The organism is Staphylococcus sp. 11-B-312, from assembly GCF_016743055.1.
GTDB lineage: Bacteria > Bacillota > Bacilli > Staphylococcales > Staphylococcaceae > Staphylococcus > Staphylococcus ureilyticus.
The window spans coordinates 1,782,198-1,795,989 of sequence record NZ_CP068241.1 but is presented as its reverse complement, the minus strand read 5'-3'; the positions used below and the strand labels follow the sequence as shown (position 1 = coordinate 1,795,989).

The window sequence follows — 13,792 nt, the reverse complement described above, 5'->3', positions numbered from 1 at the left end:
CTTTTATTAAAAATGATTAATATGTAAAGAATATATAAAATAGAATTGGATGATATGTCGAATGAATAACATAAAGAGTTTTTTTCAATATATTAGCAAGAATGCTAAATATATTGATTATCCGTTAGTAATTACATATTTGTTGTTATGTCTCATTGGCTTAGTCATGGTATATAGTGCAAGTATGGTTGCAGCCACTAAAGGTTCTTTAACAGGCGGTGTACCTGTGACAGGAACATATTTTTACACTAGGCAATTAATGTACGTAATTATGAGTATCATTCTTGTTTTTATTATGGCTTTTGTGATGAATGTGAAGTTTTTGGAAACAATTAAGTTTCAAAAATGGATGATGCTTGGGATTATCTTATTATTAATGGCAACGCTTTTAGTAGGAAGTAATATTAATGGTTCGAAAAGTTGGATTAATTTAGGCTTTATGAATTTACAAGCTTCAGAACTGTTGAAAATTGCTTTGATATTATATATTCCATATATGATTGAAAAGAAAAGGCCAAAAGTTTTTAAAAATCCTAAATTAATGACTTCACCAATCATTTTATCTGCTATTTGTATTGGCCTTGTGTTTTTACAGCGCGATGTAGGGCAAACATTATTAATTTTAATAATTTTTTTCTCAATCTTATTTTATGCAGGTATTGGCGTTCAAAAATCGCTAAAATATGGTTTAATTGTTCTTACAGGTGTTGTACTTATTGGTGGCTTATTTTTACTCATAGGGCTCGTGCCAGATTATTTAACGGCTAGATTCAGTACCCTTACAGATCCATTTAGTAATGAAGGTGGCACAGGTTACCACATTTCTAATTCATTAATTGCAATTGGTAATGGAGGATTGTTAGGCCGTGGTTTAGGAAATAGTATTATGAAATTAGGTTATTTGCCGGAACCACATACTGACTTTATTTTCTCTATTATTTGTGAGGAACTTGGACTTGTTGGAGGGCTAATTGTCATTTGCCTATTATTCTTTATTGTATATCGTGCATTTGAACTTGCGAGTAAAACAAGCTCATACTTTTATAAATTAGTTTGTGTAGGTGTTGCGAGTTATATAGGTAGTCAAACATTTGTCAATTTAGGTGGTATTTCAGGCACGATACCTTTAACTGGTGTCCCGTTACCATTTATTAGCTTTGGTGGGTCATCAATGATTAGCTTAAGTATTGCAATGGGACTATTGTTAATTACAGCTAAACAAATTAAAGTAGATGAAGCGAAAAGAAGACAGCAACGTAAACATACTAAAAATTTTAGCGTGCCAAAAAATAATTAATACGTGCAAAATAAGCAAACGATTCAACATGCAAATGTTGGAAACGTTTGCTTATTTTTTTATCTGTACAAGCTACTTTTGAAAAAGTTAATAAGTGTAACTCTTTTGATAAGTTTAAGTTATCAATAATGATAACTTTATATTATGTTGTTTTTGTGATATAATCTCTCTTAAATACGATAGGTATCCATTTTTTCAGTGTTAATTACAATAAAATAGTTAGTCTTATCTTTAAAATAAAAGTAATGGTTTTATTGTAATTTTAAATAATGTGAAAACTATTTTACTGTATACATAGTTCGTATTTTGCTATAATCAATTTTATATTCAACTTTTTAGAAAATTCAAAATTTAAGGGGGACCATGATTTGAAACAAATTAATAAACTTATGGTAGCCAATCGTGGAGAGATAGCAATAAGGATTTTTAGGGCTGCAACAGAATTGAATATTAAAACAGTTGCGATTTATTCAAACGAAGATAAAGGGTCTTTACATAGATATAAAGCTGATGAGTCATATTTAGTTGGGAAAGATTTAGGACCAGCAGAATCATATTTGGATATAGAGCGCATTTTAGATGTTGCGAAACGTGCAGGAGTGGACGCAATTCATCCTGGTTATGGATTTTTAAGTGAAAATGAAACTTTTGCTAAACGCTGTCAAGAAGAGGGGATAAAGTTTATCGGCCCACGTGTCGAACATCTAGACATGTTTGGGGATAAAGTTAAGGCAAGAACGACAGCTATAAATGCTGATTTAAGAGTTATTCCAGGTACAGATGGACCAATTGATAATCAATCCGATGCAATTGCTTTTGCAAATGAAGCCGGCTACCCATTGATGATTAAAGCTACAAGCGGTGGCGGCGGTAAGGGTATGCGTATTGTGCGTTCAGAAGATGAATTGGAAGAAGCATTTCACAGAGCAAAATCTGAAGCAGAGAAATCTTTTGGTAATAGTGAGGTTTATATTGAAAAATATATAGATAATCCAAAACACATTGAAGTACAAGTCATTGGTGATGAACATGGTAACATCGTTCATTTATATGAACGTGATTGTTCTGTCCAAAGACGTCATCAGAAAGTTGTTGAAGTTGCGCCATCTGTTGCACTTACTGATGAATTAAGAGAGCGTATATGTGATGCTGCGATTCAATTAATGGAAAATATTGAATATGTAAATGCTGGTACAGTTGAATTTTTAGTATCTGGAGACGATTTCTATTTCATAGAAGTTAACCCTCGTGTACAAGTTGAGCATACAATTTCTGAGATGGTAACAGGTGTAGATATTGTTAAAACTCAAATTCTTGTAGCAGATGGTGAAAAACTATTTGATGATGAAATAGGCATGCCACAACAAAAAGATATTCAAACATTAGGCTATGCGATTCAATGTCGTATTACAACGGAAGATCCAACAAATGACTTTATGCCAGATACTGGTAGAATTATTGCTTATCGCTCAAGTGGTGGCTTTGGTGTAAGACTTGACGCTGGTGATGGTTTCCAAGGTGCCGAGATTTCACCATATTATGATTCATTACTTGTAAAATTATCTACACATGGTATGACGTTTAAACAAGCAAATGAAAAAATGGACCGTTCATTACAAGAAATGCGCATTCGTGGCGTGAAAACTAATGTGCCATTTTTAATTAATGTAATGAGAAATACTCAATTCAAGACCGGAGATTACACGACTAAGTTTATCGAAAGTACACCTGAGTTATTTGATATTGAACCTACATTAGATAGAGGAACAAAGACATTAGAATATATAGGTAATGTATCTATCAATGGTTTTCCTAACGTAGAAAAAAGGCCGAAACCGATTTATGAAACGTCGCCAATTCCTCAGGTTCCAAAAAAGGTTGTCGAAAAATTTGAAGGTACAAAGCAGTTATTAGATCATAAAGGGCCACAAGCAGTTGCGGAATGGTTAAAACAACAAGAAGATGTATTAATTACAGATACAACGTTCAGAGACGCACATCAGTCATTGTTGGCCACACGCGTACGAACTAAAGATATGATGAATATTGCTTCTAAAACAGCAGAAGTAATGAAAGATAGTTTTTCATTAGAAATGTGGGGCGGCGCAACATTTGATGTTGCTTACAACTTCTTAAAAGAAAATCCGTGGGAAAGACTTGAAAGATTAAGAAAAGCTATTCCAAACGTTTTATTCCAAATGCTTTTACGTGCATCTAACGCTGTTGGCTATAAAAACTATCCAGATAATGTCATTAAAAAATTTGTGAAAGAAAGTGCTGATGCAGGTATAGATGTCTTCCGCATATTTGATTCATTAAATTGGATAGATCAAATGAAAGTGGCAAATGAAGCCGTTCAAGAAGCAGGTAAGATTTCAGAGGGCGCTATTTGCTATACAGGTGATTTCTTAAATAGTAATCGTTCTGATATTTATACATTAGATTACTATATAAATATGGCGAAAACACTTGAATCAGAAGGATTCCACATTTTAGCAATTAAAGATATGGCCGGTTTATTAAAACCAAAAGCTGCGTATGAATTAATCGGTGAATTAAAAGCAGCGGTCAATTTACCAATTCATTTACACACACATGATACAAGCGGAAATGGGCTATTAACTTATAAAGAAGCTATAGATGCAGGTGTAGATGTCATTGACACAGCAGTAGCATCTATGAGTGGTTTAACCAGTCAACCTAGTGGTAATTCGTTGTATTATGCACTGAATGGTTTCGGTAGAAGCATGCGTGCAGATATTGATGGTATGGAAGAATTATCACATTATTGGGGTACTGTACGTCAATACTATAGCGATTTCGAAAGTGATATTAAGTCACCTAACACAGAAATTTATCAACATGAAATGCCAGGTGGACAATATTCGAATTTACGTCAACAAGCGAAAAGTTTAGGCTTAGGCAATAGATTTAATGAAGTGAAAGATATGTATAAACGTGTTAATTTCTTATTCGGTGATATTGTTAAAGTAACACCTTCATCAAAAGTTGTTGGTGATATGGCTTTATACATGGTTCAAAATGATTTAGATGAACAAACGATAATAAAAGATGGATATAAATTAGATTTCCCTGAATCTGTCGTATCATTCTTTAAAGGAGAAATTGGTCAGCCGGTAAATGGATTCAATAAAGACCTTCAAAAAGTGATATTGAAAGGTCAAACACCATTAACTGAACGACCAGGAGAATACTTAGAGCCAGTCGATTTTGAAACAGTGAGACAAGAATTAGAGGAAAAACAACAAAAAGAAGTCACTGAGCAAGATGTAATCAGTTATGTGTTATATCCTAAAGTCTATGAACAATTTATTTCGACACAAGAACAATATGGCAATGTATCACTTCTAGATACGCCAACATTTTTCTTTGGCATGAGAGCAAATGAAACTGTAGAAATTGAGATTGATACAGGTAAACGATTAATTATTACACTTAAAACGATTACAGAACCTGATGAAAAAGGCGTACGTACGATATTTTATGATATGAATGGTCAGGCTAGACGTATCTTTATACAAGATGAAAATGTGAAAGCCAATGCCAGCGTTAAACCCAAAGCGGATAAACTGAATCCAAATCATATTGGTGCACAAATGCCAGGATCAGTTACAGAAGTAAAAATTACAGAAGGTGAATCTGTGACGAGTGGGCAAGCATTATTGATTACTGAAGCTATGAAGATGGAAACAACTATTCAAGCACCATTTGATGGTGTCGTAAGAAAAGTGACAGTACAAAATGGTGATGCGATTGAAACAGGAGATTTATTAATAGAAATTGAAAAAGAGCAAGAAGATTAAACTAAAAAATGCTGGGATACGGTTAACGTATCCCAGCATTTTTGTAAGTTAATTAAAGTAGATTATCCGCCACTTCTTATCGTTCTTAGCATCAATACAATAAAGTAAGCAATTAAACCAAACAATATTGTTATGAATAGTGCGTGCAATAAAGCAATTAATAAATTCACTTCAGTAATAATAGATAAAGCACCTGTAATCACTTGTAAAATTATTAAAATAAATGCAGCGGTATAACCAAAACGAATTGTTCGATTTTCTTTGTAATTATTAATTGCGTGTATAAACGTAATTAAAATCCAAATAAAAGCGATTAAAGCCATACCTCTGTGAGTGAAGTTCACCCAATCTTGTACGTTATGAGGTATTAAATCATTAAATGGAAGCGGCCATTGACCATAAGCTAAACTTGCTTCTTTATGTCTAACTAAAGCTCCAGTATAAATCGTTAAATATACAATGACTGCCATAATCCATGTGTAGATTCTAAGTGGTTTACGAATAAATAATTCATCAGCTTCGTATTTACGGTCTACTTCAAAGATAATTAACGCTAAAACAAATACTGAAGAAAATGAAATTAATGAAATACCAAAATGTAACGCTAAAACATAATCGTTTTGTTGCCACATGACTGCTGCTGCACCAACAAGTGCTTGTAATAATAAGAAACCAATACTAATCATGCATAACGGTTTAACTTCTTTGATATAACCAATATGTTTCCAAGCAACTATCACTAGCCATAAAACAAGAATTAAAGATAGACCTGATACTGCACGATGACTTAATTCAATAATTGTTTGTATAGGCAAATTTTGAGGTAAAAAAGCACCATGACATAACGGCCAGTCAGAGCCACAACCATCAGCTGAACCAGTTTTAGTAACTAGGGCACCTCCTAGCTGTACAAATGCCATTATTATCGCTGCCAATACAGATAACCATTTCAGGTTTTTTTTGTTAAACAAGAATTAACCCCCCACAAATAAATAAAACAGAATATGAGTAATGGTTCAGCTCAAATGATAACAACCATTATACTGTAAACCAAAGACTCTTTACATTTACTTCTTTATTTTTAAATAAAACTTAATTATTATTATAACAAGAAATACACTTCTAATTGTGTCACAAAAATGACTATTTGTGAATGTCGATAAAGTGTCACAAATAACTTTGTATAAATGTAGTCAATGACCTTAAATTGATATATCATTGTATTATATGGAAAATTTAGGAGGGAAATTATGAACAAAGAACAAACTTTGTCGCATAATTCTAGTCGTGTAACGTTTAAAGAGTTACAACAAATTATTAAGATGGGACTAGTACAGGGCAATTTAATTCCAGCGTTTGCTGGTTCATGGCTTGCAATTGTGTTGGCAAATCATTCCTTCCTCTCGTCAATACCACAGATTTTAATGATGTTGGTAGGTTCGACATTAATTATGGGGGGCGCATGCGCTTTAAATAATTACTATGATCAAGATATTGACAGTATCATGCCAAGTAAACAGCAAAGACCTTCAGTTAATGGGAAAATTTCAAATAGAAATTTATTATTACTTAGTTTTGGAATGATGCTCGTAGGGGAAGCATTATTATTTGCTTTAAATATACCATCCGGTGTAATTGGATTGTTAGGTATCGTTGGCTATGTGTCATTTTATTCAATTTGGTCTAAACGTCATACAGTTTGGAATACAGTAATTGGGAGTTTTCCTGGTGCTGTACCACCGATAATAGGTTGGACAGCTATCGAGAGCAATATTAGTATAATTGCTGTAGCGCTATTCTTAGTAATATTTTGTTGGCAACCAGTACATTTTTATGCATTGGCAATAAAACGTAAAGATGAATATAGCTTGGCAAATATTCCGATGTTACCTTCTGTTAAAGGTTTCAAACGCACGAGAGTGAGTATGTTTATATGGCTAATATTGTTATTACCATTGCCATTATTATTGAGTGATCTTGGTACAACGTTTATGGTATTAGCTACGTTATTAAACTTAGGCTGGTTATATTTAGGTTTAACTAGTTTTAAAAAAGATTCAGATCAAACAAAATGGGCAACAAAAATGTTTATTTATTCTTTAAACTATTTAGTAGTTTTCTTCGTACTCGTTGTTGTTGTTTCATTAATTAAAATGTTCTAATAAATATTAATAAGGATGGAATTTATGAATTTACCAATCTTACCTACAATTAGCACAACATGTATAGTGATAAGCGCAATCCTTATTGCAATCGGATGGCGTAAAATATGGAAAAGAGAAATCGAAAGTCATAAAAAATTTATGTTACTTGCTGCTGTATTTGCGCTAACGTTTTTTATTATTTATGCTTCGAGAACGATATTTATTGGTAATACTGCTTTTGGCGGTCCAGAATCAATTAAGATTTATTATACAATATTCTTAATTTTTCATATCAATTTAGCTACCATTGGTGGGTTATTGGGACTTTTCCAAATTATCACTGCGTTCAAAGACAAGTTTAAACTTCACAGATTTGTAGGACCAATTGCATCAATTGTTTGGTTTTGTACTGCTATCACAGGCGTGATGGTTTATGTACTACTCTATGTATTATATCCAGGCGGAGAAACGACATCATTATTGAAAGCAACTTTCGGTTTTATAAATATACTTAGCTAAGGATGCGAGAGACTAATCTAGCTAAAATATTGATTATATCTAAAAATAACCTGCGACACTTTTGTGTCGCAGGTTATTTTTTATTTAAAGGTTACAGATACATTTGGATTTATTTTATATTAATAAAAATGTGAAAATATGAATTAAGTGTAGAAGCATCTTAACCTAAGATAAATATCTATTTAAGTGTTTTGCTGTAACAGAAGCAGTGTTTGTTAATAGACCATCCGGTTTCCCTTGATATAGTAATTTGCCACCTTTATTTCCAGCATATGGACCAATATCTATAATCCAATCCGCATGCGTCATCATTGTTAAATTATGTTCAATGATTATCACAGTGTTACCTTGCTCAATTAAATTATCAAAACTAGCTAAAATAATTGGTATATCATCTTCATGTAAACCAGTGGTAGGCTCATCAAATACAAAGATATGGCCGCTTACAGTGTGTGTTAAATACTTGCTGAGTTTAACACGTTGTATTTCACCACCAGAAAGTGTATCAAGTGTTTGACCTAAACTCATATAATTTAAGCCAGTTGCCTTCAATGATTGTAAAGGTTCTGCAATAGACCTATTTGTATGGAAGAAATCTAACGCTTCATCCACCGTTAAGTTTAATATATCTGCTATTGAATAGCCTGCAATCGTTGCACTTAATACTTCAGGTTTATATCTTTTACCACCACATACATTACAAATTTGAGTGAAGTCTGGCATAAACGCAAGCTCAGTTTTTAACACGCCTTTGCCATGACACTCAGGACAAGCGCCTTCAGAGTTGTAACTGAATAATGATTTCTTTAAGCCTGTATGATTACTGAAATAGTTACGGACGTCTTCAAATATATCAAGATATGTTAATAAATGAGAACGACTTGAAGCGTGCACCGGTTTTTGATCAATAATAATAGCATCAGTATTATTTTTTAAGCCCCCGTGTATAAGTGTGCTCTTGCCAGATCCAGCTACACCGGTTACCACAGTCATTGCATGTTTAGGAATACGCGCTGAAATATCCTTTAAATTGTTTTGCGTCATATGGTTTAAGTTAATAAACGCATGAGTTGGTCTTACTTTTGATTTTAATTTGTGTTTTTTCTTTAGTGCTTGTCCAGTACTAGAATTTGATGATAACAGACTAGAATAACTACCAGTGAAAATAATTTCACCGCCATTTTTTCCGGCATAAGGTCCTAAATCTATGATGTGATCAGCGATTTTGATAACGTCAGGGTCATGCTCTACAACTAGAACTGTGTTACCTTTGTTTTTAAGCGATTGAATAATTTCATTTATTTTTTGAATATCCTCAGGATGTAGCCCGACACTCGGTTCATCAATGATATAAACTAGGTCACTTAAAGGACTATTTAGATGTCTGATAAGTTTAATACGTTGAGACTCTCCACCTGACAGGGTCTTCGTTTCACGATCCAAAGTAAGATAGTTAAGACCGATATAACTAAGAGATTCTAATTGCTTTAGCAAAGGGTTAATTATAAATTGTGCTTTACTAGATTCTAGTTTTTTTATGAAATGCATCGCATCATCAATAGATAAGTGTGTGAAATCAGCAATATCTAAGCCGTTAATTTTAGATTTTAATACATTTTGATTTAATCTCTTGCCATCACATGTCGGACATTTTTGTGACGTCACAACTCTTTCAATATCATTTTTGAATTTATTTTTTTCGAAATTATCATTTAATAAAAATGAACGTCTGAATCGATGGATCAGCCCTTCGAATTTTGCAGTTTTTGGCCAGTTTTCAGGAGGGTTTTTCAATTTGGTAGGTTTCGTGTATAACAAAGTATCCAATTCTTCTTTAGTATAATGCTTTAATTTCTTGTCATTATCAAATAAACCTGAATATAAATAACGTTTACTACGCCAACTATCTGGTCTGAAAGAAGGGAAACGGATTGCATCTTCATTTAAAGATTTTTCAAAATCTAATAACTCTTCTAAGTTAATATCTTCTATGTATCCAAGGCCAGAGCATGTTTCGCACATACCTTTTGGGTTATTAAAAGAAAAGATATCAGAATATCCTACAAAAGGTGTACCGATACGTGACCATAATAAACGGACTGAAGCATATATATCAGAAATTGTACCTACAGTTGAACGTGAATTTCCCCCTAATCTTTTTTGATTGATAATCATAGCTACGGGTAAGTGTTCTATTAAGTCTACGTTTGGTTTGCTATATTGTTTTAATTGGTTTTGTATATATGTAGAATATGTTTCGTTAAGTAAACGTTCAGATTCGGCAGCAATTGTATTGAAGACTAATGATGACTTACCTGAACCAGAACGACCAGTGAATACAGAAATTTTATGTTTTGGTATATCTACGGAAATATCTTTCAAATTATTTTGTTTCGCACCGTGAATACGAATGATTGACATTTTTGTCACCCCTTTATTTATTTTATACCCAAAATTTTATTGTCTATTAAGTCGTGTTAAGATAATCTATGATGAAAATGTAAAGGGATGATTACAAATCAATAAATTTGAGGACATGCCTTGCTTGTATCTGTTATAAACATGTACAATAAACCAAAGAATAATGTAGGTGGATGAGCGATGAAGAAACTGATAATTAAAGTTATTGGTGTATTAGTATTGATTTGTTTTATAATTTATTTATTTTACTCACCGCGTTTGAAATTCGATGTTTTAGAAAATCCTAATAAAGATACGTCAAAAACAACACAAAATAAAGATTTTCGAAACACAAAAACAAATGTTGAAAATCCAAAGCTTAAAAAAGGTGTGGGTACTTGGATTGGACAAGATTTACATAATTTAACTGAAAATTATGGACAAGCTGATAGAGTGTATGCATATAAAGGTGGTTTTAAAAACTACGTCTTTAAACAAAAAGATCAATATTATCTTGTAACAACTAAAAAAAATAAGATTAAATCTGTGTATGCCACTGGTAAAAATGCTAACGCTAATCCGGTAGAAATTGGTGACAATGCATCTCATGTTTTCGAAAAGTACAGTATCAATCCGGAACCGACGATTAAAGCTAATGGCAAAACGTATGAAATAGAACTTTCTGATTCAGATATGAAAACACAGACATTAATTAAATTTAATGATGTTTATGCACAAATATATATTGATCAACAAGCTAACGAAATCGTAGGTGTAAGATATTTAGATAGTGAAGCATTAATGGCATTTAAACCTTATCAAATGATAACTGCACAAGAAGATAAAAAGGTGAAAAATAATTATAAAAAAATACCATATGAACAGAATGCAAATCAATTGATGACACTTTATGAAATAACTAATGAAATGCGTAAATTAAAAGATGCAAAACCTTTAAAAATCAACAATGACGTAGCTCATATCGCATCATACAATTTATACGAAGCTATTGATACTGACAGTGTAGAATTCACAGAAGATGCATTAAAACAAAAGCTGAATGAACAAAATATTTCTTTTGTTTCCACTAGTCAAAATGTGGGTTATGATTTTAACGAAGTACCAACTTTAATCCACAGTTGGTTAAACTCTGATATTCATAGATCAAGGATGTTAAATTCTAAATACAATGAAGTTGGCGGCGAAGTGTCAAACGGATATTATACAATTATTTTCATTGAAGATAAGTAGGAGAGATTATTATGATAACAGAAGAAACGGTGAATATTCTTGATGATATTGAGCATTTAAGTGATAAAATACTTGATTCACGATTATATCATTCATTTAAAAAAGCAGAACAAAATTTACAAGAAAACGATGAAGCACATTTACTCTATCAAGCCTTTTTAAAATCAAAAGAACAATATGATGAAATCATGAGATTTGGTAAATATCATCCAGATTACCAAAAAGTGATGTTAGAAACACGTAAACGTAAACGTGCTTATGAAATGCTACCTGTAGTTATGGATTACAAACAAAAAGAGTTTGCATTACAAAACTTAATAGATGAGGTTATCGTGAAAATAGCTTATGCTGTATCTGAAAATGTAAAGATAGAAACTGGCAATCCATTTTTCCAAAAAGATGCAAGTGGTTGTGCTACAGGTGGTTCTTGTAGCTGTTCTTTATAGCAAATCAACGCTGTAGTGTTAATTCATATAAAAGCTGGGCACTTGTAGTGACCCAGCTTTTGTATAATTATTTATTTCGATAGGTGTTTTTAAAACGTTCTGCTAAATCAGGTCTATCAGTGACTAACGTATGCACCCCAGTTTTAACTAAATCATTCATTAAATCTAAATTGTTAATGCCATAAAAGCCTGGAACGATGTTACGTTCATTTAACCACTGAATAAATCTAGGAGAAGTCAATTTAATACCATTAAAATTCACTGGCATTTGAAATGTATGTGCTTGTGGTTTAAACGTGTTACCTAAACCTGATTTGAATTTTAAGAAGCCTTCTGCCACTTCATTTTGGCTTGCGCCAATCGCTATTGTATGGTTGCTTTCTTTTTTGAACAAATTAATTTGATCGCTTTGAAAACTAGTAACTAAAACTCGATTTTGCGCGTGGTTTTTAACAATGATATCGTAAATTATTTTAGGTGCTAATTTACCTTGATTACTTTGTGAATCATCTTTAAGATCAACATTTATCAGTGTGTTAGGATATAATGTTAATAATTCATCAAAAGTCAGTATTTTAGCGTCAGGATGATTACGATAAGGTGTTGAGCCGTTTAAATCCTTGAAATGATAACCTGCGTCTAGCTGCTTTAATTCAGTTAAAGTATGTGTTGCTACTTTTCCAGAGCCATTTGTTGTACGATCAACGTCTGCATCATGAAAAACCACTAATTGTTGATCGTTAGTCAATCTCACGTCAATTTCGAATCCGTCTACGTGATGTGATAAAGCATTGTCAAATGCGAGTTTTGTTAGCTCAGGTTTTACTGCCATACCACCACGATGTGCGAAAATGTACGGTGCAGGCTTAGAGAAAAAAGCTGGAACTTCTTGGTTCGTAGGTTTAGCTTTATATTTAGAAAAGAAAATAACACTACCTACTAAACCAACCGTACCTAAAAATGCACCTTTTATTAATTTGTTTATTGTTGTCATGCGCAAATCCTCCTTGATTTGAGTATATACAGTAATATAGCAAATGTTAGCTATTGTTCAAAATAATTGTTATTTATTAATCGAATTAGGCATGATATTATAAAGTGGCTAATAAATGGAGTGATAATAGTATGAATATTGTATCTAGAACAAGTTTAGTTATATATTTAAAACATATGAAACACGAACGCCAAATTAGAAAATTTGGACATATAGTCAGTACGAATAAGTTACAACGTTATGTTATTATGTATATAAATGAAGAAGAGGCTGACACTATTGTAGACAAACTGATGAGCTTAAAATATGTAAAACATATAGCAGGTTCTCCTTATAAATATCTTAAAAAGGAGTATCCAAAAGAACAACATGAATTTTCGTGATTGTATTAAATTTAAATATTTTTTATTAATAAACAAAGTCACATTAGCTTTAAATATAACTACGTGACTTTGTTTTATTTACGACTATTGTAATGGTGGTATCCACCGTTGAAGTCTCAATACACTGATTAAATAATTGAAATAAATACTGTTGGAATGAAAATGCTCGGGTGGTTGCACATCAATTTCTTTCACATCAATGTTGAAACGTGCTGCTTGTTCGTTAATTAAATTGAATTTTTTATTCGAATATGGATATGGATATTTAACTGCATTTACCATAATGTACATCGCCTGAAAATGTTGACCTTGGGTAGGTTTCATAATAATAGCCACTGAAGATAATTGTTTATCAAAAGTAGGGGTGTGGAAGTAAACGATATGCTCGATTCGTGCGTGATTGTATTCAATGAGCGTTGTAAATTCAAATAAGTCTGTAAGGCCTTCGCCCAATTGTATAAAGGCTTGTTTCATTTTGCCCCTCCTTTCATGCAGTATGTATTATATAAAAATAACTTAAAGAATGGAAGTGTT

General features: G+C 32.4%; 11 protein-coding genes. 7 read left to right on the top strand and 4 right to left on the bottom strand.

Annotated elements, in window-relative coordinates; genetic code table 11:
• Positions 1–61 precede the first annotated feature (61 nt).
• Both ftsW and JG554_RS08525 read left to right on the top strand, forming a co-directional pair.
• A complete protein-coding gene (gene ftsW, locus JG554_RS08530; protein WP_107360172.1) occupies positions 62–1,297 on the top strand; it encodes a cell division peptidoglycan polymerase FtsW in 1,236 nt (411 codons plus the stop codon).
• 368 nt (positions 1,298–1,665) lie between these two features.
• Positions 1,666–5,121, top strand: coding sequence for a pyruvate carboxylase (locus tag JG554_RS08525; protein ID WP_073342460.1), 3,456 nt, complete (start codon positions 1,666–1,668; stop codon positions 5,119–5,121).
• Positions 5,122–5,183: 62 nt separating this feature from the next.
• On the opposite strand, the gene JG554_RS08520 is transcribed toward JG554_RS08525, so the two are convergent.
• The gene (locus JG554_RS08520; RefSeq protein WP_046207855.1) at positions 5,184–6,092 is read right to left on the bottom strand and encodes a COX15/CtaA family protein; all 909 of its coding nucleotides are present in this window, start codon (positions 6,090–6,092) and stop codon (positions 5,184–5,186) included.
• 279 nt (positions 6,093–6,371) lie between these two features.
• Between JG554_RS08520 and cyoE the strand changes: the two genes are divergently transcribed.
• Positions 6,372–7,283, top strand: coding sequence for a heme o synthase (cyoE, locus tag JG554_RS08515; protein ID WP_070037996.1), 912 nt, complete (start codon positions 6,372–6,374; stop codon positions 7,281–7,283).
• Between the two features lie 24 nt (positions 7,284–7,307).
• Positions 7,308–7,784, top strand: a complete 477-nt coding sequence (locus JG554_RS08510; RefSeq protein WP_046207853.1) for a DUF420 domain-containing protein — start codon at positions 7,308–7,310, stop codon at positions 7,782–7,784.
• Between the two features lie 165 nt (positions 7,785–7,949).
• Here JG554_RS08510 and JG554_RS08505 read toward each other — a convergent pair whose 3' ends face one another.
• Positions 7,950–10,205 (bottom strand): ATP-binding cassette domain-containing protein, encoded by a 2,256-nt coding sequence (locus JG554_RS08505; RefSeq protein ID WP_203265229.1) that lies wholly within the window; start codon positions 10,203–10,205, stop codon positions 7,950–7,952.
• 180 nt (positions 10,206–10,385) lie between these two features.
• Between JG554_RS08505 and JG554_RS08500 the strand changes: the two genes are divergently transcribed.
• A complete protein-coding gene (locus JG554_RS08500) occupies positions 10,386–11,435 on the top strand; it encodes a CAP-associated domain-containing protein (RefSeq protein WP_046207851.1) in 1,050 nt (349 codons plus the stop codon).
• 11 nt (positions 11,436–11,446) lie between these two features.
• Positions 11,447–11,881, top strand: a complete 435-nt coding sequence (locus JG554_RS08495; protein WP_107360171.1) for a YlbF/YmcA family competence regulator — start codon at positions 11,447–11,449, stop codon at positions 11,879–11,881.
• Between the two features lie 67 nt (positions 11,882–11,948).
• Here the strand turns inward: JG554_RS08495 and JG554_RS08490 are convergent, their stop codons facing one another.
• Complete coding sequence (locus JG554_RS08490) at positions 11,949–12,875, bottom strand: lysophosphatidylglycerol phospholipase D (RefSeq protein ID WP_107360170.1); 927 nt, start codon at positions 12,873–12,875, stop codon at positions 11,949–11,951.
• A gap of 131 nt (positions 12,876–13,006) precedes the next feature.
• On the opposite strand from JG554_RS08490, the gene JG554_RS08485 reads away from it, so the two are divergent.
• The gene (locus JG554_RS08485; protein ID WP_064209091.1) at positions 13,007–13,258 is read left to right on the top strand and encodes a YlbG family protein; all 252 of its coding nucleotides are present in this window, start codon (positions 13,007–13,009) and stop codon (positions 13,256–13,258) included.
• 84 nt (positions 13,259–13,342) lie between these two features.
• Here JG554_RS08485 and JG554_RS08480 read toward each other — a convergent pair whose 3' ends face one another.
• Positions 13,343–13,732 (bottom strand): DUF7147 family protein, encoded by a 390-nt coding sequence (locus JG554_RS08480; RefSeq protein WP_064209090.1) that lies wholly within the window; start codon positions 13,730–13,732, stop codon positions 13,343–13,345.
• Between the last annotated feature and the right edge of the window lie 60 nt (positions 13,733–13,792).

What these genes read in the sequence shown, in the direction of transcription:
- ftsW (WP_107360172.1), top strand. Translation starts at nt 62, where the DNA reads ATGAATAACATAAAGAGTTTTTTTCAATATATTAGCAAGAATGCTAAA.
- cyoE (WP_070037996.1), top strand. Translation starts at nt 6,372, where the DNA reads ATGAACAAAGAACAAACTTTGTCGCATAATTCTAGTCGTGTAACGTTT.
- JG554_RS08510 (WP_046207853.1), top strand. Translation starts at nt 7,308, where the DNA reads ATGAATTTACCAATCTTACCTACAATTAGCACAACATGTATAGTGATA.
- JG554_RS08505 (WP_203265229.1), bottom strand. Translation starts at nt 10,205, where the DNA reads ATGTCAATCATTCGTATTCACGGTGCGAAACAAAATAATTTGAAAGAT.
- JG554_RS08500 (WP_046207851.1), top strand. Translation starts at nt 10,386, where the DNA reads ATGAAGAAACTGATAATTAAAGTTATTGGTGTATTAGTATTGATTTGT.
- JG554_RS08495 (WP_107360171.1), top strand. Translation starts at nt 11,447, where the DNA reads ATGATAACAGAAGAAACGGTGAATATTCTTGATGATATTGAGCATTTA.
- JG554_RS08490 (WP_107360170.1), bottom strand. Translation starts at nt 12,875, where the DNA reads ATGACAACAATAAACAAATTAATAAAAGGTGCATTTTTAGGTACGGTT.
- JG554_RS08485 (WP_064209091.1), top strand. Translation starts at nt 13,007, where the DNA reads ATGAATATTGTATCTAGAACAAGTTTAGTTATATATTTAAAACATATG.
- JG554_RS08480 (WP_064209090.1), bottom strand. Translation starts at nt 13,732, where the DNA reads ATGAAACAAGCCTTTATACAATTGGGCGAAGGCCTTACAGACTTATTT.